This window comes from Desulfotignum balticum DSM 7044 (assembly GCF_000421285.1).
GTDB lineage: Bacteria > Desulfobacterota > Desulfobacteria > Desulfobacterales > Desulfobacteraceae > Desulfotignum > Desulfotignum balticum.
In genome coordinates this window covers 780,578-802,096 of sequence record NZ_ATWO01000001.1, presented here as the reverse complement: position 1 = coordinate 802,096, position 21,519 = coordinate 780,578, and the positions used below count along the sequence as shown (strand labels likewise).

Below are 21,519 nucleotides of genomic sequence, written 5' to 3'. Positions count from 1 at the left end.
GTAAAGCCTCCCTGGCAATTCCAATCTCTTTAAATAAACCACTTGTTTTCCATCAGGGCCCTGGCTTCGGATGTGAGCGGAATCAGGTCGGTTTTGTCCAGAACATCCAGGTTGAACTTCCGGTTCAACGCGGCAAAATGCTTTAATCCGAAGGCAATTTTGTTGAGATAGGAAAACACCCCGATGGCCCCTGTGGAAAATGTGTTTGCCTGTGTGCCGTACAGGGCACGCAGATCCGGCAGGTCACAGAAAATTTCTTCAATGGTGGCCCCATAGGATTTGAACCGTTCCGGCACCTGACCGTTTTTGATCTGTTCCCCAATGGTTTTCCCGGTCATGGCCGCAGCCATGGCGGCCCGGCACAGCCCGATCCCCAGCACATGGCCCTCCCCGTACGCCAGGCCCTTGAACACCTGATCCTCGCTGGCAAATCCGCCCGTCATCACCATGGCCGGCAATTGGTATCCTTCCGATTTCAGGCGGTGACAGATGCGCACCACAGCATCCTCCAGGCAGATGGTGGGCAACGACCATTCGTTCATCATTTTTGACGGGCTGTAACCGGACCCGCCCCCGGCCCCGTCAAAAGTGATCATGTCCACCTTGGCTTCACACGCGATGCGGATCACTTCTTCAATATCGGTCCGGTCATATCCCGCCATTTTAAAATAAATATTTTTTGCCCCCATATCCCGTAACTTGTCTATATGATCCGACAGGGATTTTTCAGTCCACAGCGGCAGTCGGCCATAGGTGTAAAAATTGGGACACACCCCGTCTTCATAGGCTTTTTGAACCCCCGGATCACCCGGGTCCGGATACACCAGGTTTCCCTGGGCCTGTTTGACCCGTGCGGTCTCAAGATCCTTGACCCGGATGGCCGGCTGGGTGCCTTTGGCCCCCTGCCCGAATTTGATCTCAATGGCTTTGGCCCCGTATTTTTTTATGGCGATTTTGGGCACCCCCATCAGATCATCATCCACATTGCATTGCACAGCGATCTGGCCATATCCTCTGTCATATCTGGCAAAGCAGTCTAACGCTTTTCCCAGCAGCGGGAAATCGCTTACCTGTCCTTGCACAATTTTCAAGTTTGGTTCGTTGTTTCTGGCATGTTCCCCGATCACACAGGTCACCCCGGCCATGGCAGCGCCGGAAAAATAATCCTGCCAGTTCAGCTTGATCAATGCCGGCAGAATCACGGGCATGGTCATCTTGACTGTGTTGTAAAACCCATACGTCCGTTCCAGGTCAACATTGAAAATAGTGGCATTATCACCGGTTTCAGAAATGCCTCTGGCCCCGAACACCCGGCCGTTGATATTGAAATGGGAAAAATCAACGGGATAATCTTTTTCCGATGCAATCTGATTGTTCCCCGTGGTGGTGGGATACACGGTCTGGGCCCCCAGCACGGCCGCCTGGGCGATCTCGCAGGTGCCGCTGCAGTCCTGGGTGCAGAACGAACACATGCCCGACTGAGGCGAAACAAACGCACTCCGGTTTCTGGCAAACGTGAACCCGGAACTTAATTTGGGTGAATAGGTCATTTTATAGCACACCTCCTGAACGGTTATTTTCATATTGTCCGCAAACGCGGTCATCTGTCTCTGATTACAATACCTGACTGTCAGCCGTGGCCCGGGTCATGATCCAGGGCATGTCTCACCTTTCCTAACAGATCGTTCATTGAAAAAGGCTTCTGGATAAACGCCACCCCGTCGTCCAGGACTCCTTGATGGGCGATGACATCGGCGGTATATCCGGACATGAACAATATCCGGATACCGGGGCAAAGCCCCATGATCTGTCCGGCCAGGTCCCGGCCGCTCATTTCCGGCAGTACCACATCACTCAAAAGCAGATCAATGGCACAGGAATGATTTTCCACTTTTTCCAGGGCTTCCGCCGGAGTGGCAGCAGGCAAGACGGTATATCCTTTTTGTTCCAGCATCATGCAGGTCATTCTGAGAATGGCGGGTTCATCCTCCACCACCAGAATGGTTTCCGTGCCGGCGGCGGCTGTTTTTTCCCGGGGGATATCACCGGGCTCCCGGCCTTCAGCTGCAAACCGGGGCAGGTAGATATTGAACGTGGATCCCTGCCCGGGCTCACTGTACACGTTGATGAATCCGCTGTTCTGTTTCACAATGCCATAGATGGTTGCCAGCCCCAGGCCCGTGCCTTTTCCCATCTCCTTGGTGGTGAAAAACGGTTCAAACAGGTTTTTCAAAGTGTCCCTGTCCATACCGCAACCATTGTCACTCACTGACAGCAACGCATAATCGCCGGGGATGAAACCCGCGTTTTCCCTGCAATATTGTTCATCAAACGTTTTTTTGCCGGTTTCGATGGTGAGCCTGCCGACGCCGGCAATGGCATCCCTGGCATTGATACACAGGTTCGCAAGAATCTGGTCGATCTGGGACGGGTCCATTTTCACGGTCCATGAATGGGCAGCGGGCTTCCATACCAGATCGATGTCTTCCCCGATCAACCGTCGCAGCATGTTCAGCATGCTTTCCACGGTATCGTTGAGATCAAGCGGTCTGGGAGAAATGATCTGTTTTCTGGCAAAGGTGAGCAACTGCTTTGTGAGATCTGCCGAACGCCGGGCAGCGGTTTGAATCTCTTTCAGACCGGCCGCCAGATCGTGATTCTCTCCGATCTTTTCCAGGGCGAATTCCACATGTCCCAGAATCACCCCCAGCATATTGTTGAAATCATGGGCCACGCCCCCGGCCAGCCGGCCCACGGATTCCATTTTCCGGGCCTGGAGCAGCTGATTTTGAAGCTTTGTGTTTTCCGTGATATCCTGAACCGTGGAAATCATGAGGTTCTGTTCCTGCAAAGGAATATTTTTGGCGGAGACCACCCGTTTTTCACCATCCTGCCGGGTGATTTCCACCCCGTCCCAGGCCATTTTTTCCGGATCGCCGGATGCAGTGTCCTCAAAAACCCGGGTCATGATCTTTTCCCGGTACGCCGGGTCCGGATATGCCTTGTAAAAAAACGTGTCAATGTCTTTGATCTGCTCCCTGGGCCAGCCGTATATTTGCTCAAACTGTTTGTTGATGTATATTGCCTGTCCTTCATCAATCGAGTTGACCGCCAGTCCGATGGGCAGATTATCCAGAATCGTCTGAATAAAATGATTGCGTTTTTCAAGGTCTTTCTGATATTTTTGTCTTGATTTTTCCGCCTGTCTGCGCTCGATGATCTTTCCGATCATCCGTGCCATATGCTGACAACGCCTTTTTCCCAGTTCAATGATAAACTCCGGTCTGGGTTTATAGGCATTTGCTTTGGCACGCAACTGATCCAAATCAATATGATATTTTTCAGCCAGCCGGGCAAGGGTGTCATCATCCTGAGGCGGGTTCCCATATCCGATATTGACAGAACCGATCACTTTTTTTTCGGCAAAAATGGGCACGGCATACAGACGGATGCCGCCGACGCATTCAATGTCAGATGGTTTTCCGGACACCATCGCCGTTTGGGCAGAATCATTCCAGCAATTGTCATGGCACAGCCATTTGCCGCATGAAAGTGCTTTTCCGACATCCTTTGTACCGCATAAATGAAAGGATGCTGTATCCATAAACTGACACCAGGAAGACTTGAAAACCCCGTACGCATAGTCTCCGTTGGCTTCATAGACCGCAAGGGAGGTGTCGAGCAGGGCCATGACATCCGCGGCCATCTCTTTCAGATTCTCTTTTCCGACCCCTTCCAGAATCAGACGACGGGTGTTCAGCGCCGTGATATCGCCGTATACTGTCTCAAATGCCGGAGCATCCGTATCTGCCGGGGGAATTTCCTTCTCGATGAGCCATTCATATTTTCGGAGTTCATCTTCGGCCTGTCTGCGCTCGCTGATGTCCGTCACCACCCCCATGGTGCCGATAAATTCACCACTGTGTTTGTCAAACCGGGGGCCTGCCCCGATCATCACCGGAAATTCATGTCCATTTTTGCGGCGCAAAACAATTTCATACCGGTCCGTATGCCCTTGTGCACGCCTGGCTTCCGCGGCCCTGGCAATGGCCAGCTGTCCAGGCGGCACCATCTCCAGCCAGCTCTTTCCGATGATCTGTCCGGGCAGATACCCCAGCATTTCCAACAGCCGCTGATTGATAAAGGTGACCGTCCCCTGCATATCTGTCAGAACCAGGCCTTCGGTCATGTATGTCATGATTTCTTCCGTCAGAAACCGGGCATCGTGCAGTTCTTTTTCCAGTTCCTGAACCCGTCTTTCCAGTTCGTCACAGGTGGAATTTTGTTTCATACAGGATCACTTTCCTTGCCCATCGCAGGCAATTGTTTTATTTTTCTGACATTTTTGACCAGGAATTTCTTTTTTATAGAACGCAACCATCATTTGCCGCATCATTTTCCAACCAACCAAAATTACCAGTTTTTGCATGGGATTGGTACAAAAAAATCACAGAACGAACAACAACACCCGGAACGTTGCTTGACAAAATGCATCTGCCTGTCCTATGGAAGATCCAGACCATATCACTTTCCGGAAGATTCTATAGGGTAAAGGCAAATCAGCGTCGGCCACCCAGGTCGTCCAGGGAGACCTGTTTGCCCATGAATTGTCAACAGAAAAACAGATATACGACCACACGGCGTTGATCAATACCGTCCGCGGGGAAGTGGAGCAATGGCGGCGCATTCCCAGTCCCGGTGACTGGCGGATGACACGGGAGACGGCCCGGCGGGGATTGCCTGCTGGTTTATCGACACGGACTACAATGAAGAGGCTTTCTTTGTCCGGCACGCCTATTTCTTAGGGGCCAATGACAATTAGGATTGAAATACTAATATTTTTGATTTATATTAGTACTCAAACCCTAACGCTCTGGAGATATGATGATTGACACTCTGGTCCATCACCACCGCACCATCCTGCGCTCGGCCAACCGTCCTTTCAAACGGTACTTTCTATCAAAACATCGCCTGGAAAATCGGTTTTCCATCATTTCCGGTCAGCGGGGTGTGGGAAAAACCACGGCAATGATCCAGTATATCCATTCATTCACTGATGATGATATACTGAACACAGCCGCCCTGTATGTGCCTGTGGACCATTTTCTGATGGTGGGCCGTTCCCTGTATGAAACCGCCCAGGAATTTGTGGAGTACGGCGGACAGCTGCTGTGTCTGGATGAAATCCACAAATATCCGGGCTGGTCCGGAGAATTGAAAAGCATGTATGATTCATTTCCGGATCTGAAGCTGATCGTATCCGGCAGCTCCGCCCTGGGAATCCTCAAAGGCAGTCATGACCTGAGCCGCAGGGCCGTTACCTATCAGATGACCGGGCTGTCGCTGCGGGAGTTTATCGCGTTGAAATACCAGATAAACCTTCCGGCCATTGATATGGCAGATATTCTTGAAAATCATGACCGGCACAGCCTTGAGATCACAGGAAACCTGGAAGACCAGGGCTTGAAAATACTGCCCGTATTTGAACAATATTTGAGATATGGGTATTTTCCCTACTTTCTGGAACATCCGGAGGAGTACACCTATTTTTGCACCCTTGAACAGGGCCTGCATACCACCATAGAAAGCGATCTGCCGGCCATTCATCCCGGGCTGTCCGGCACGGGCATCCAGAAATTGAAACGGCTGCTTGCCGCCATTGCCAGATCCGCCCCCTTCACACCGGACATGAAGCGGTTGAAACAGATCATCGATATCGGCGATGAAAGAACATTGAAAACCTACCTGGTTCATCTGGATGCCGGCAAAGCCATTACCTGCCTGCAAAAGGCGAATAAAAGCATCCGGGGCCTGGAAAAACCGGAAAAAATCTATCTGAACAATCCCAACCAGGCGTTTGCCATCTGTGATCCGCAGCAGGTCAATCCAGGGACACTCAGGGAATTGTTTTTTATCTGCATGGTCCGGGAAAATCACCCTGTCACGATCCCGTCCAACGGTGATTTCCAGGTGGATGGTACCCATATTTTTGAAGTCGGTGGGAAAGGCAAGACCTTTAAGCAGATCAAGGATCTGCCGGATTCCTATCTGGCGGTTGACGGCATCGAACATGGGATGGGGGCCAGAATCCCCCTGTGGCTCTTCGGATTTCTGTACTGATGTGACCCCACCGGAGACAGCACACCAGTATGGGCCTTTTTCAACACGATCCAAGATTTTTCATAAACCGCGCCAAAAAATGACGGTCACATCCCTGCGGACTGGGAATGCATGGATCTTGACATAAAGATATTCCGCATGCACGGCCTTGGCATCCCCCAGGACCGGATTGCAAAGAGACTGGGCCTGGCCCGGACATCGTTTCAATACCATTTGCCGAAAATGGCAGCGTTGCCAAATTCGGCAAATGCCGATTTATCCCGGGGCCTCACCGTTGCCCAGGTGGCTGAAAAGCACGGCTGGTCAGAGCCCATGGTCTGGTCTCTGGCCCTGGAAGACAAGGAAGACTTAATTTTCTCCTGTATGACCCTTTGAGCGCCATTCACACCCCCTGGTTCGGTAAAGGATCCAGTGGTAAAAAAATCGTGAACGTCGTGCCCCGGCGCTTGACGGATTCCACGGTGATGGTGCCCTTGTGCTGGGCGATGATGTTTCGGGCGATGAACAGGCCGAATCCCGTGCCTTTGACCTGTTTGGAAGAAAAGAACAGGTCAAAGATCCTGGACTTGGTTTCCACATCCATGCCGCACCCGTCATCCTGAATCTTGATCACCAGCTGATCGCCCTTTTCTTCGATGGTCAGGCGGATGATGTGACCGGTCTGGTCTTTGTCTTCCACACAGGCATCCACGGCATTATCCAGCATATTCACCAGCGCGGACATCATGGAAGAAGGATCCAGGTTCAGGGTGGCCGGGGCATTGTCCGATTTCACCTGAAAATCGATGGGATGGCTGGCCAGTTTCATTTTCATGGTTTCCTGAATGTCTTTGATAAACTGATCCAGAGGCACGGACTGAATATCCATGGACCGTTCCTTGGAATACAGCAGGATATCCATGATCAGCTGCTTGATTTTTTCCACGGCCTGGGACAGCAGATCCATGCCTTCGGCAATATCGTCAAAATTCTTTTTTTGCAGGCCGGACCGGGCGATGAACAACCCGCCGTCCAGGTTGGTGAGCAGGCCTTTGATGTTATGGGATACCGTGCCCAGCATCAGGCCCAAAGAGGATAAATGATCTGTGAGTTTGGTTTTTTCCAGCACCAGCAGTTCCAGTTTCTGGGTATATTCCACCAGTTTCTGCTGGGCAATGAGCTGATCCACGGCCTTGGTCACAGCTATTTCCAGGATGTCCACGTTCACGGGTTTGGTAATGAAATCCGTGGCCCCGAATTTCAGGCTGTCAATGGTGAGATCCATGTCCCCGTGTCCGGTGATCATGATCACCTGCGTGTCCGGAGACCGGCGTTTCACCTGTTTGAGCAGTTCAATACCGCCCATGACCGGCATTTTGATATCCGTGATCACAATGGCCGGATGTTGCTCTTCAAACAGTTCCAGGGCTTTTTTCCCGTCCGGGGCCAAAAACACTTCATGCCCCATGTCCATGAGCGCGATCTCAAGCACCTCTCTGATATCTTCTTCATCGTCCACGATCAGAATGGTGAAGGGTGTCTTGTCCATGAACGCCTCCTTTCAGGCATATTCGATATCTTCGTCTGTTTCTTCGGGAACCGGAAATATCAGGGTGAATTTTGCGCCGCCGTCCGGGGGAGTGTCCACCTGAATATCTCCCTTGCAGTCCTTGACGATCCCATAGGAGATGGACAGGCCCAGGCCCGTTCCCTTGCCTACTTCCTTGGTGGTGAAAAACGGTTCAAACAAACGGTCTTTTGCCTCTTTCCGGATTCCGATGCCCGTGTCGCTCACCTGAACAACCACCTTGTCATTGGCCACAAACGTATGGATGACAATCCGGTCTTTGCCGTCATCACCGCTTCCCCGGGCCTCCCATTTGGCTTCAATGGCATCCTTGGCATTCATCACCAGGTTGATGAACACCTGTTCCAGGCGGTCCGGGTCCGCCAGGATCTCGGGCAGCGCATGGTTTTTCTCCCATAATACCTGGATCCCCCGGATTTTCAACTGTTGATTGAGCATGTCAAAGGTCTGCTGGATCACGTCATTGATCCGGGTTCTCACCAGCCTGATATCGGATTTTCTGGCAAACTGGCGCATGTGCTGGATGATTTTGTCGGCCCGGTCCACATTGATGTCGATTTTTCCGATCAGTTTGTGGAAAATCTCTTCTGAAACAGGTTCCTGATTATGAATCTTTCGCAGGCAGAAACTGGCGGACGATTTAATCACGGACAAGGGCTGGTTCAATTCATGGGCAATGCCCGTGGACATCTCGCCCAAAGTGGCCATCTTGCTGGCATGGAGCAGGTGCTGTTCGGTTTCCAGGCGCTGGGTGATGTCATTGATGGTGATCAGAAACACGTTCTGACCTGAGTATTGAGCCGGGGCCACCCACATGTCCACATCGATTTTTCTGCCGTCCGCCTTGATATGCTGGACCTTGGAAATCTCTTTTTTGGATTTCACCTGCCGGATCAGGTCCGCCTGATCCTCCCGGGGGAAAAAATCACTGAACAGTTTTCCCGCCAGGGTTTTTCCGCCGGCATGATACAAATCCATGGCTTTGATATTGCAGTCCAGAATTTCAAGTGATTCCTGGTCCACTACAAACACGGGATTGAAAATATTGTTGAAAATGGCATGGTATTTTTCTTCCGATTTTTTCAAATCCTGTTCCAGGTGTCTGCGCTGGGTGATGTCGATGCTCATTTCCATGCCTGCCACAATGTCACCGTTTTCATCCCGCATGGGGGCCGTGATGAAGATCCAGTGCTTTTTCTGACCCTTGCGGCCGACCCCTTCCGTCTCGCCATAATGGGACTGGCCGTCGTCAAAGGTTTTTTCCACGGGGCAGTCCGGACATTGGTGGTCCAGCCCCTTATAGACCGAATAGCAGTAATCCCCGGGCCGGGGATCGAACCGTTCCTTGAACGCCCGGTTATACTGGATCAGCCGGAAATTTTTATCCTGCACGGCGATCATGCACGGGGCATTTTCAAACAATGCCTGGTATTCGTTTTTCTGTTTTTTGAGGGCTGCCTGATGGGCTCCGATTTTCTTGCCCATCTGCCGGATCGCTTTGCCTAAGGGCTGAATTTCATGGGCCCGGCCGATATCGATGTCTGCCTCGTAATCGCCGCTGGCAATTCGGCGGGTGCCTTCCACCAATTTGATGATGGGTTTTTTCACAAAAAACAACGTGGTGAAAAAAATGATGACCGAAGTGATCAGAATCGTGAAAAACGCCAGACTGAAAACCCCTTGTTCCATTTTCACCACCTGGGCATCGGTTTCCTTCAAAGACACCACCACATCCAATGCCCCTAAAATGGTCTGATCTTCAGAATGAAAATGACAGTCACTGGTGGCGCAGCCCGGGTCATTGCGAATGGGCTGCACAATGCCTAAAAGCCGGTGTCCTTCCGAAGACTGAATGATCCGGGTCCGTTCTTCCAGAGAAATTGTTGAGGGGGCCGGATCCATTTTATGACAAATATCACAGGCCACTGCCTTGATATCCACAAACTGCTCCACCTCATGGGGCTGATTGGTGAATTTGATCTGGCCTTCCTTGTTGTAGATGCGGATGTTTTCAATCCCGGGCTGGCGGGCGATATTGTTGATGATCTGGTTGATGTCGTCCCGGGAATTGAGCATCATGGCATAATGGGTCCCCAGTTTGATGGAATTGCTCAGCCGGTCCGTGGACGCGATATGGGTTTCCATGTTCCGGGCCTTGAAATTTCTGACATTGACAAAGGCCCACAACGAAATGGACAGAACCACTGTCAGGCTGACAATGAAAATGAGCCGGAACACCAGGCTGTGCCGGAAATAATCCAACAAATGGTTCATGAAGCCACCCGGGACAGCACTGGCCGGATATCGGACAGATTCATGTCACAGCCCAGGGACTTGCCGGACAGTCCCAGGGCCAGGCCCAGAAATTGCGGCAGATACAGGACCGGCACGGGCCGGGGCTGGAACCGCTCCAGGTTCATCTGGCACATGGGGCACACAGTCACCACGGCATGGGCATCCCCTGCCTGATCCAGAATCCGGCCCACCCGTTCTTTTCCCACCTGGGGTTTGGTGGTGGCAGTGGAGGCCCCGCAACACACCCCTCCCATGTCCCATGCCAGCACATCCGCCCCCGTGGCCCGGATCAGGGCATCCATGGACCGGGGCTGTTCCGGGTCATCAAATTCCGCAAAAGGCCGCAGACACTGACATCCGTAATATGGCGCAACCACGAACCCTTTCATGCGGTTTTCCGCCAGTTCGGCCACCCGATCCACGGCCCCGTCCCGGCTCAGCACATCCAGGAGATGCCGGACCCGCACAAAGGCGTTAACCGCCAGTTCGTCCGGCGCCAGCACCTGGTTCACCCGAGCCTGCAGGGCGCTGTTTTCCAGCAGATCCTGCCGGGCTTTTTTCAGGTTCAGGTAACAGGCACTGCACGGGACCAGCACATCCAAATCTGTATCAGTTTTTTCCGCCAGGGCCAGATTCCGGGCCGGCAGCACCACGGAAAGAAACGCGTCCACGCACTGGGCTGCCGTGGCCCCGCAGCAGGTCCAGTCCGGGATGTCGGTCAGGCAATCCCCCAGGGCCTTGAACAGTTCCCGGCAGGAAAGATCATATTCGTTGGCTGTGCCTTCCAGGGAGCAGCCCGGATAATACAGATAGTCCATGTCATTGCTCCTGTTGTTGCGTTGCCCGTTCAAACAGCGGCCCCAGCCGGCCCGGTCCCAGGGTGGGAAAATGCGGGTGCAGTTTGTGTTTAGCCATGAGCTTGATGCCCATGCCCGTGTATGACATGGGCACCCGGGGGTCTTTGACCGCCAGAAAATACCGGGCCATCATTTCGGTTTCCCGGACCCGGCCGTATTGACGGATATTGTCCATAAATGCCCGATAAAACCGCGTGGACCGCCTGAACCGATCCAGGTCCAGGGCAAACGCCACCTGCTTGAGTTCGGCCATGGCATCGGTCAAAGGCAGTCCCCGGGGGCAGCGCAGGGTACACACATAACAGCTGGCACACAGCATGAACGTCTGGCTGGAAAAAACCATGTCCACCCGGTCCGTCAGCACGGCCCGCCACATGCGCCGGGGCGTCATATCCATGAATCTGGCATTGGGACAGGAGCTTGAACAGGTCCCGCACTGGATGCAGGTGGCCATCTGTTCCTTGACCTGTGCCAGGTGCCGGGTCAGGTCCGGCCGGGCCGCCAGTTTTTCGCGTATGTCTGTCAGGTGCATACTCACTCCTTTATAAGGGCGCGTTTAACGCGGCATGAATGGTTTTCATCATGGGTGCCAGAGACCGGCCCGCCACCACGGCAGCCCCGGACGGACAGGCGGCCGCGCAGATCCCGCATCCCTGGCAGGTCAGGGGATCCACCTTCAGTGTGCGGGTTTCCGGATCAATGAACCGGGCATTGAATGGGCACGCGTCAATACAGATCCGGCACAGGCTGCAAAAAGCACTCCGGACCCGGGCCGTGTCCTGACTCGGGAAAAAGGTCTGCCGGCCCAGCAGGGAGATTGCTTTGGCTGCGGCGGCCCGGGCTGAGGCCAGGGTCAGGGCCAGACTTCCGGGTTCCAGGCAGATGCCGCAGGCCAGGACCCGGGGATCCATGGCTTCCACGGGCCGCCACTTGATATCGGCCTGGTCAAAGAATCCGGACCCGTCCAGATCGGCTTCAAACATATGTGCCAGATCTCTGGACAGGCCGGACCGGATGCCTTTGGCCAGAACCACGTAATCTGCATCCATTTCCATGGGCCGCCCCAAAATCGGGTCGGTCCAGGTCACTTTGCATCCGGTATCATCCGCAGCCAGATTAGGTGCCTTACCGGGCTCATAGGGCACAAACACCACCCCTTTTTTTCTGGCTTCCGCATAGTCGGCCTCGGTCAGGCCCGGGGTCATCATGTCCCGGTAGAAAATCACCACCCGGGTGTCGGGATTCAGGGATTTCAATTGCATGGCCTGGTCCAGGGACCGGGGACAGCAGACCCGGGAACAATATTCCCGGCCGGGTTCCCGGCTGCCGTGGCATTGAAACAGGGCCACCTGAAGGGGCGAACCTGAATCGATGCCATTGCCGTCAAGGATCTCTTGAAACTGCTGCTGGGTATAAAGCCCGGATTTCTGGTCGGGTTCATCCATGTCAGGCCCGGCTTCGGCCCCGCCCACGGCCAGCACCACCACCCCGTGCCGGACCGGAACTCCGGCGGACTGGTCCACAGCGTCCGCAACCGGTGTCAGCCGGGTGACCCATCGGCCGGGACGGCCCGTTGTTTCTGCCGCACAGGTGCGGGTGTGAACCCGGATCCGGTCATGGGCCTGGACCGCGGCCATCTGCTGTTCCAGAAAATCGTCCGCCCCCTGGATGCCTTTCTTAAGCCACACCAGATTTCCCCCCAAATGATCGGTTTTTTCCACCAGATCCACCTCAAACCCCTGATTTGCAATGGCCAGCGCTGCGGTCATGCCGGCGATTCCTCCGCCGATGACCAGGGCTCCGGGGAAAAGAGATATGCCAGCCGCCTGCTGGACCGGCGACTCCGCCTGTTCTGAATTCTGAATCAGATGCCGGCCGGCCCCGGTCATCACCTGCATGGCGGACAGGGCCGCCGCTGTGGCCCCGGTCACGGAATCGTGAATGTCTTTGGGGCCCGTGGCACTGCCGCAGGCAAAAATCCCCGGCCGGCTGGTGTGTGCGGGTAAAAAAGGTTCCGGCCGGACAAATCCCCAGTCATCTGTGGCCAGTTCCTGGTCTTTGACAAACCCGGTCAGAAACGCATCCGGATGCTGTCCCGGGGCCAGGACCACCAGATCGAACAATGATTGGTTCCGCTCTCCGGAGGGGTCCATCCACACCACGGGAACGGCCCCTTCCTGTTCTTTTGAGCCCGGGGCCAGTGAATGGACCCGGGCCCGAACAAATCGGACCCCCGCCGTTTCCGCCTGCCGGGCATACGCATCCGATGCCTTGCCCCATGTGCGCAGATCCATATAAAACACACAGGCCTCAGTCACCTGGGGATACATGGTTTTCGCCATCAGGCTCTGCTTGACGGAAATCATGCAGCAGGTGGCAGAACAAAACGGGGTGCCGGTCTGGATATCTCTGGACCCCACACATTGAAACCAGGCGATCCGGGTCACGGGCCGGCCCGTCACAGGATGCGTCAGATCCATGCCCCCCGGGCCGGCATGGCTGAGCATGCGTTCAAACTCCAGGTTGGTGACCACGCCGGGAATCCGGCCGTATCCATAGGGATTGATACCCTGGTCCGGGTGAAAAAAAGTGGCCCCTGTTGCCAGTATCACGGCATCCACCGTATCGATCCGGGCATTTTTGGCCACGGCATCTTTATAGATGCGGTCCACCATCAAAAGCACGGCATCCGGATCAAAGGGTTTGACCAGATAATCAAGTGCGCCCTGTTTCATGGCTTCCACGGCCGTGTCCACTGCCGCATACGCCGTCATCATCACCACGGCCAGGTCCGGCTGGATCTCTTTGGCCCGGGTCAACAGGGTCACCCCGTCCATACCCGGCATTTTAATATCCGTGAGCATTGCCTTGAAATTCCCTGTTTCCAGAAGTTCCAGGGCCCTGGCCGCTGACGCTGCCGTCTGAACCGGATATCCTTCTTCCATGAGCCATTCCTTCATGGAATCTCTGACGATTTTTTCATCATCCACCACCAGCACGGGGCATTCCTGCCGGCCCCCATCCGTTTGAGCGATGAACGACACCGTGAAATTACCCGGCTCCCCTGTCAGGGAAATCAGGTCCGTGGACACACAGATCTCGATGTTGTCATGGGCAAGCCCCCGGCGCAGGCACTGGGGATCCGCATGATCCCGGTCCGTCATGGGCAGCATCCGGCACATGCCGCAGGTGGAGGTGGGAAACTGGGTGTCCAGCTGGGACAACAGTCCCCCCACCCGGTCCGACTGTTCCATCAAAATCACCTGAAAGCCGGCCTGGGCCAGATCCAGGGATGCCCGGATCCCTGAAATACCGCCGCCGATCACCAGGGTTTTGCCGATTTGATCTGTCATGTGACCTCCTTGTTTCCCATCCCCACGATATCGGTGAATTCTGATTCCTGAAACACAGACAGGGGCAGCGGTTCCGCATCATCCCTGCCCGGGACATAGTCAAAGGCCTTCCGGGCGTTCCGGGTGACACTGATGAACAGGTCGGCCACGGGAATCTGACTGGGGCAGGCCAGGGTACACTGGCCGCACCCCACACAGGTGCACCCGATATGGGCCAGGCGGGTCAGGTGAAAAAACACGGTATCATTGGGCAGCGGAACCTGACCCCATTTGTCGGCCCAGGAAAGGTACTGGGCCGGGGCATATGCCACGGCATCCGTGTTGAACACGCATTCCTTGCAGTAACAGACCGGGCACACGCTCCGGCAGTTGTGGCAGTTGACGCAGGCGCTGAAAAACCGGTTCAACGCGTCAATGCTGCCGGTCCGGGTGAGCATTTCCTCGTCCATGGCCTGAAATGCCGCCGTGCGGTCCGCCGTCAGATCCCCCAGCAGGGCTTTGCGCTGTGCCGGTTCCTGGCCATTGTCGGTCAGGTCCAGTGCGGCCAGCAGTTTTTCTCCTTTTTCAGTGTCGGCCCGCACCGGGATCTCTTTGTCCAGGTCTGCGCCCAAAAGCATCACAGACACATCCGCGTTCACGGGATATGGGTATTCACACACCTGGCAGGCCCGGGCCGTTGACCATGCATCCACCTGTGTCACGGGTTTCTGATACACGGTGTGAATCCATTTATCCACATCCCCGAGTCCCCCTTCCCCCTGGGCTGCCCAGTCTTCATAGTCTTTGCGGGACAGGGCCATGGGGCAGTCCATGCTCAAAATAACCACATCTTGTCTGCCCCCCTGTCTGAGTTTGGTCAGTTCCACAAAGGCCCGGACTTCACAGGGACGAAGCCACACCCCGATGGTGGCATCGGCCCTTGTCCGGGTCAGCCGGGACACCATGGGGCCGGCATTGACAAAAAAGCCCGGCCCCAGCGGGACGGTCGGGTCCATCTGATCGGCAGAAGTGACCAGGCAGGGTTTGACATATGGGGATTTTGAAATCCGGGACGGCACCAGCACGGCATCCACGGCCCCGGTTTTAAGCAGGTCGGAAAAAAAATCCTGAAGGGTCCGGGTGATGGACTGGTTTTTGGTTTGAATGGATGCAATCATAATTTCTCCTGTGGTATTGGACAATGGGTGCCTGGTGTTCAGATGGCCGGTTGCAGCCGGGCCTGACACGGCCCTATCTCTTTGATATCTTTCACAAACCGGGTCATGGTCCGGGCGAATTCGATCCCGTCGCTGGCCCCGATCCAGGTCAGCCGAAGCCTTTTCGCATCGATGCCGAATCGGGGCAGAATCTGTTTCAGCAACAAAATCCTGCGCCGGGCTTTATAATTCCCATTGATATAGTGGCAGTCTCCGGGATGACACCCGGATACCAGCACGGCATCAGCCCCTTCCAGAAACGCCTTGATCACGTACTGGGGATCCACCATGCCCGTACACATGACCCGCACCAGCCGGACATTATCCGGATAGGTCAGACGGGAGGTGCCGGCCAGGTCCGCAGCCGTGTAGGTGCACCAGTTGCACACAAATGCAATGAGCACGGGTTCGAACGCATCTTTGGCCAAAGATGGATTTTTAGCGGGTGATGCCTGTGATGGTTCCATTACGGTCTGGGTCATGGGGTCCTCCTGTTGAAATGATCAAACAGTCAAATAATTAAACAGTCTAATAGTCATTGGCAATGAATACCGGCAGATTCACAATTCCGCCAGCACACCGCTGATTTCGGCAAACATCTGTTTTCGGGTAAAATGACGGCTCACAGCCGCACCGCTGGGACAGGCCCCGGAACAGGAACCGCATCCTTTGCACACGGCTTCATTGACCACGGACACCTGCCGGTCTTCATCAAATTCAATGGCTCCATAGGGGCACAGCACCAGACACAATTGACATCCGGCACAGATATCCGGATCAATGCTGGCCACGGTGGGAGAAATCTCCACCTGGCCCCTTGACGCCAGGGACAAGGACTTGGCCGCAGCGCCGGATGCCTGGGACACGGTGTCCGGAATGTCCATGGGTTTCTGGCAGCACCCGCTTAAAAACACGCCTTCCGTGGATGTATTCACGGGCCCGAGTTTGGGATGTTCCTCCAGGAAAAACCCGTCCGCCCCCTGGTTGAGCCCCAGGACATGGCCGATCTCTCCCGCATCATGCCGGGCCTGGATGGCCGTACACAACACCACCATGTCCACGGGCACTTCAATCACCTCTCCCATCAGGGTATCTTCGGCCACGGCCACCAGTTTCTCCGTTTCCCCGTCACTCCCCGGCTGATGCGTGATATGGGCCACCTTGCCCCGGATGAAAACGGTCCCTTCCTGCTGGCACCGGTTGTAAAACTCTTCATACCCTTTGCCGAAACAGCGCATGTCAATATAAAAATCATACACCTTTGTGTCATGGCCCACTTTCTCCTTGATCAGGTGGGTGTATTTCAACGCATACATACAGCAGACCCGGGAGCAGTATTCATGGAAATTCACATCCCGGCTCCCCACACAATGCACAATGGCCACGGACCTGGGAGGCCGTGTGAATGTCCGGTCATGGTCGCGCATCAGGATCTGTCCGCCCGTGGGACCCGTGGCATTGCTTAATCGCTCGAACTCCAGGGCCGTGTACACATTGGGGTACCGGCCGTAACCGAACCGGGTCATGGCCGTCGGGTCCAGGGTGTCATAGCCTGTGGCCAGAATGATGCTGCCCACCTGGATCTGATAGTGTTTTTCTTTCATGTCATGGTTAATGGCATCCCGTTCACAGGCGGCCACACACGCTTTACATTCGCAGCAGATCCCGCAGTTAAGACACCGGCCCGCCTCTGCCAGGGCCTGGTCCGGGGTGAGGCAGGCTTCCACCTCGTCAAACCCTGATATCCGTTGATCCGGGTCCATCCAGGCGGGCTCGGCCCGGGGGACGGCACCCGGGGACTCGGATGTGAAAGCGTTCGAAGCACTTTTTCCGGAGCTGTTTTCAGAGAAACGCGCTGCCCCGTCAGCCGTGTTCCAGTCAGCCCCCGTGATGTCCGCAGGTCCGGTGACGGATGCATCCGCCATGCCCGTATCAGCCCCCGGTTCAAACCGGGCCGGATCCTGGATAAATTCATGGATATAGTCAGCTGCGGCACGGCCCTGGCCGACGGCCTGGACCACGGTGGCCGGCCCCAGGACCAGGTCGCCGCCGGCAAACACGCCGGGTTCACCGGTCTGAAACGTGATGCCATCCACCTTGACCCGGTTTCGGCCCGTGATCTCGATCCCGGGCAGCCCATCCATGCCCAGGTCATCCGGATACTGGCCGATGGCCGGGATCAGGGTGTCACAGGGCAGGACAAATTCCGATCCTTCTACGGGCAAGGGCCGCCGCCGTCCGGAAGCATCCGGCGGTCCCAGTTCATTTTTCAGGCACACCACCTGTGTGAGCTTTCCCTGATCCACTTCCAGCCGGACCGGACTGGCCAGCTCTAAAATGGTGATCCCTTCCTGGAGGGCCCCTTGAATTTCATCGGCATAGGCCGGCATCTCTTCCCGGGTGCGGCGGTAGACCAGGGTCACCTCACATCCGGGAATCCGCCGGGCGCACCGGGCCGCATCCATCGCCACATTGCCGCCGCCCACCACCAGGACCTTGCCGTGACAGGCCGTGTCTTCTCCCAGATTGATCTGTCTTAAAAACGCGGTCGCGTCCATGACCCCGGAAAAAGTGTCTTCGCCTTCCAGGCCCAGTTTCAGGGAGCGATGAGCCCCCGTGGACAGGTAAAAGGCACAAAAGCCCTGCTCTTTCAAACCTGCCAGGTCCACCTCTGTTCCCAGGCAGGCATTCAGTTTCAGGTCGATGCCATGGTCCAGGATGTACCGGATTTCCTGATCCAGTATATTCCTGGGCAGGCGATACGCAGGGATCCCCGTGCGAAGCATGCCACCGGCCTGACCGGATGCCTCAAATACCGTGACCCGGTAGCCTTTCAGCCGCAGAAAATAGGCCGCCGTCAAGCCGGCCGGTCCGGCCCCGATCACCGCGATTTTTTCTTCCCGATCCTCAATGCCCGGGATCTGCCGGGCATCCGGTCCGGCCATGTCGGACACATATCGTTTGAGCAGGCGGATGGCCACGGGTTTGTCTGTTTCTCCCCGGGCACAGGCCGTTTCGCAGGGATGGGGGCACACCCGGCCTAAGACCCCTGGAAACGGGGCCTTTTCCATGATCAATGCCAGGGCCTGATCATATTTTTCCTGTTTGGCCAGCTGCACATATCCCTGGACATTGATGCCGGCCGGACAGGTCCGGGTACACGGCGCGGTCTGATTTTTTTCGATCTGAAACGTAATGGGAATGGCCTGGGGAAAACTTCTGCCAATGGCTTTTCGGTTCGACAATCCCATGTCCCAGGCACTGGGAATGGACACGGGACACACCGTGGCGCACTCGCCGCATCCCGTGCACAGATCCGCATTCACATACCGGGGTTTTTCCGTGATATCCAGCGTGTAATTGCCGACAAACCCGGTCACTTCCGTTACCCGGCTGAAGGTGTGCAGATCGATATTTGAGTTCTGGGCCACCTCCACCATTTTGGGCGTACCGATGCAGGCGGCACAGTCCAGGGTGGGAAAGGTTTTGTCAAACTGGAGCATGTGGCCGCCGATGGTGCTGTCTTTTTCAATGAGATGTACCTTAAGCCCGGCGTTGCCGATATCGATGGCTGCCTGCATCCCGGCAATGCCCCCGCCGATGACGGCCACATCCGGATGCACCTTGGACAGGCCCGTGGTCAACGGCTGATGACAGGCCACCCGGTTCACGGCCGCCGCCACCAGGCGCCGGGCCTTGCGGGTGGCCCGGTCCCGGTCTTTGGTTACCCAGGACACCTGTTCTCTGACCGAAGCCATATTAAAATAATACGGATTGATCCCGGCTCTCCGGCAGGTTTCCATAAAGGTTTTCCCATGCAGCCTCGGAGAACAGGAGGCCACCACCACCCGGTTCAGTCCATATTCTTTGATGTCTGTTTCAATCATGGCCTGACCCGGCTCGGAACACATGAATTTGTAGTCCCTGGAAACGACCACATGGGGCAGGGATCCGGCCCATTCACTGACATCTGCCACATCCACTTTTCCGGCGATGTTCACGCCGCAGTGACAGATATAAACCCCCACACGTACTGGCAAATAGTCAGGTATCATGAATTTGATTCCTTTGTTTTTGTGGTTTCATCTAACGCAGGCAATCGGATGGTGAAACAGGTTCCCTGTCCCGGCTCACTGTCCACGCTAATAGTGCCGTTATGGTGTTCAATGATGCCGTACACCGTGGACAAGCCCAAGCCCACACCGTGACCGTCCTGTTTGGTGGTGAAAAACGGCTCAAAAATGCGGGGCAGATCCCCGGGAGAGATGCCTTTACCGTCATCCGACACCCGGATACATACCTGATGGTCCGCATCCTCGATATCTGCCTTGATCCGGATCCGGCCCGCCGGCCGGGCCGTGAGAGACGGCTCCTTCATACTGTCCGATGCTGCCGGATGCGTTCCTTCAATCGCGTCAATGGCATTGAAAATCAGATTGATCACACATTGCTGCAATTGGTTGATATCGCCCAACACCTTTGGAATTGTCGGCTCACAGGTAATTTTAAGAACGATATCCGCCAGTTCCAGCCTGTGGTTGCACAGCATTCGGCTGTACTCGATGAGCTCGCAGATATCCACGGGTTTGAATTGAAGGCTGGATTTTCTGGAAAACTGCAGCAGTCCGGAAACCAAGTCGGCACAGCGCCGGGTTTCCTGATGAATAATGGTCAGATACTCTTTAAAACGGTTTTGACCGGCCCCGTCCCATCCCGGTTTTTCCACCAGCCGGATCATCAGCGTGATATAATTCAGAATCCCGGACAGCGGGTTGTTGATCTCATGGACCATACTGGCGGCCAGGCGGCCTAAAGACATCATTTTTTCCTGGTGCAGAATCTTTTCCTGATTCAGGACGGTCTGTTCCAGAAGCCGCGTGTAATCCGCCAGTTCCTTCTGATTTTGATACCGCTCCATGGCCCGCTTCAAGGCCAGGTGCAATGTGGTGTCGTCCACGGGTTTGGTAATGAAATCAGATGCATCGTACTGCAATGCGGTGATCGCTTTTTTGATGTCCGCAAATCCCGTGGTGACGATCACCTGGGTTTCCGGCCGGATCAGGTGGGCTTTTTTCAACACTTCCAGGCCGCTCATGCCCGGCATCTTGATATCCGTGATAAGGATCTGAGGTGCCCGGGTTTCCAGCAGCCTGAGACCGGTCTCACCGTCCGGCGCGGAAAGGGTCCTGTAACCGGCGTCTTCCAGGCTGATGACCATGACGTCCCGTACATCGGTTTCATCGTCGATCACCAGGATCGTCCATGAACCCCCGGGTTGACACAGCCTTTCTTCCCTGGTTCCGGCACGGACAGAGCCCTTGTTCACCGGACGTTTACAGGAATCCGACATCCAGACACCTCCCTTAATTCAGGATCTGATGTATAATTGAAAGCAAACATTATGCCAGAAACGCTTTGCTCGGGATATCCGGTTATCGTTGCCGCAGGCCAGTTTATCCGACACATTCAACCATCCTTACCATCACTGCTTTCAATCGGATCGATTCAGAAACGACACTCCAGGTCGCACAACCGCAACTTTGGCACTGCATCTTTTCATCGATCCTCTGGCAAAAAATGGTACCGTGCCGGGTAACAGCCTGATATTTCGAACAAACACTGTTTTATGTGCAAAAAAACTCTGAATGGCACAGGCTTTGCTTTGTGAGGATGGGTGTTGAATGAACCCGGTATGGTTCAAAAACAGGATAAAGAACTTTAAGGAAAAACCATGATATACGCGGTACTGGCGGCAAAAGACAAACAGACATTTGAAAAAATGGCAGGGGTGTTACAGCAGTCTCCAATGGATATTCAGTGGATCGACACGGGGAAATCCGTTTTGGAACGCATCTCCCGGGCCGGGGAAAAAGGGGAAAAAATTGATCTGGTGATCATGGACGAAACCCTGGCAGACATGACCGGCCGGGAACTGGTGGAACAAGTGACCATGACAAGTCCCATGACCAGCTGTGTTGCAGTCAGCACGTTATCTGCAGATGAATTTCATGAGACGTATGAAGGATATGGCGTACTCATGCAGCTGCCACCAGCCCCGGATGCTGAATCCGGAGAAAAACTGGTGGCCATCTTGAAAAAACTGAACCTAATTGTAATTTAAAAGAGGTATC

14 protein-coding genes are annotated in these 21,519 nt (G+C 54.9%); 3 read left to right on the top strand and 11 right to left on the bottom strand.

Annotation, left to right across the window (positions count from 1 at the left end; translation table 11 throughout):
* Positions 1-29 precede the first annotated feature (29 nt).
* Both K365_RS0104190 and K365_RS0104185 read right to left on the bottom strand, forming a co-directional pair.
* Complete coding sequence (locus K365_RS0104190; RefSeq protein ID WP_024333650.1) at positions 30-1,550, bottom strand: glutamate synthase-related protein; 1,521 nt, start codon at positions 1,548-1,550, stop codon at positions 30-32.
* An 80-nt stretch (positions 1,551-1,630) separates the two neighbouring features.
* Entirely contained in the window at positions 1,631-4,291 is a 2,661-nt protein-coding gene (locus K365_RS0104185) for a PAS domain S-box protein (RefSeq protein WP_024333649.1), read from the bottom strand.
* 590 nt (positions 4,292-4,881) lie between these two features.
* On the opposite strand from K365_RS0104185, the gene K365_RS0104180 reads away from it, so the two are divergent.
* Both K365_RS0104180 and K365_RS0104175 read left to right on the top strand, forming a co-directional pair.
* Positions 4,882-6,120 (top strand): ATP-binding protein, encoded by a 1,239-nt coding sequence (locus K365_RS0104180; protein ID WP_084489736.1) that lies wholly within the window; start codon positions 4,882-4,884, stop codon positions 6,118-6,120.
* A gap of 111 nt (positions 6,121-6,231) precedes the next feature.
* The gene (locus K365_RS0104175) at positions 6,232-6,495 is read left to right on the top strand and encodes a hypothetical protein (protein WP_024333647.1); all 264 of its coding nucleotides are present in this window, start codon (positions 6,232-6,234) and stop codon (positions 6,493-6,495) included.
* A gap of 7 nt (positions 6,496-6,502) precedes the next feature.
* Here K365_RS0104175 and K365_RS0104170 read toward each other — a convergent pair whose 3' ends face one another.
* The 9 genes from K365_RS0104170 to K365_RS0104130 all read right to left on the bottom strand — a co-directional run bounded on the left by K365_RS0104170 (position 6,503) and on the right by K365_RS0104130 (position 20,738).
* Complete coding sequence (locus K365_RS0104170; protein ID WP_024333646.1) at positions 6,503-7,648, bottom strand: sensor histidine kinase; 1,146 nt, start codon at positions 7,646-7,648, stop codon at positions 6,503-6,505.
* 12 nt (positions 7,649-7,660) lie between these two features.
* Positions 7,661-9,961: an ATP-binding protein gene (locus K365_RS0104165; protein WP_024333645.1), complete on the bottom strand. Its 2,301-nt coding sequence runs from the start codon at positions 9,959-9,961 to the stop codon at positions 7,661-7,663.
* On the bottom strand, positions 9,958-10,800 hold the full coding sequence (locus K365_RS0104160; protein WP_006963866.1) for a CoB--CoM heterodisulfide reductase iron-sulfur subunit B family protein: 843 nt from the start codon (positions 10,798-10,800) through the stop codon (positions 9,958-9,960). The genes K365_RS0104165 and K365_RS0104160 overlap by 4 nt, the downstream gene beginning before the upstream one ends.
* 1 nt (position 10,801) lies before the next feature.
* Positions 10,802-11,371, bottom strand: coding sequence for a 4Fe-4S dicluster domain-containing protein (locus K365_RS0104155; protein ID WP_024333644.1), 570 nt, complete (start codon positions 11,369-11,371; stop codon positions 10,802-10,804).
* 10 nt (positions 11,372-11,381) lie between these two features.
* A complete protein-coding gene (locus tag K365_RS26340) occupies positions 11,382-14,192 on the bottom strand; it encodes an FAD-dependent oxidoreductase (RefSeq protein WP_024333643.1) in 2,811 nt (936 codons plus the stop codon).
* On the bottom strand, positions 14,189-15,349 hold the full coding sequence (locus tag K365_RS0104145) for a (Fe-S)-binding protein (RefSeq protein ID WP_024333642.1): 1,161 nt from the start codon (positions 15,347-15,349) through the stop codon (positions 14,189-14,191). The genes K365_RS26340 and K365_RS0104145 overlap by 4 nt, the downstream gene beginning before the upstream one ends.
* A 38-nt stretch (positions 15,350-15,387) precedes the next feature.
* Positions 15,388-15,870, bottom strand: coding sequence for a hydrogenase iron-sulfur subunit (locus K365_RS0104140; RefSeq protein ID WP_006963870.1), 483 nt, complete (start codon positions 15,868-15,870; stop codon positions 15,388-15,390).
* Between the two features lie 78 nt (positions 15,871-15,948).
* Complete coding sequence (locus K365_RS0104135) at positions 15,949-19,443, bottom strand: FAD-dependent oxidoreductase (RefSeq protein ID WP_029724929.1); 3,495 nt, start codon at positions 19,441-19,443, stop codon at positions 15,949-15,951.
* Positions 19,440-20,738, bottom strand: a complete 1,299-nt coding sequence (locus K365_RS0104130; RefSeq protein ID WP_006963872.1) for a sensor histidine kinase — start codon at positions 20,736-20,738, stop codon at positions 19,440-19,442. Before K365_RS0104130 ends, K365_RS0104135 begins: the two co-directional genes overlap by 4 nt.
* 381 nt (positions 20,739-21,119) lie before the next feature.
* Between K365_RS0104130 and K365_RS0104125 the strand changes: the two genes are divergently transcribed.
* Positions 21,120-21,509, top strand: coding sequence for a response regulator (locus K365_RS0104125; protein WP_024333640.1), 390 nt, complete (start codon positions 21,120-21,122; stop codon positions 21,507-21,509).
* Positions 21,510-21,519 lie beyond the last annotated feature (10 nt).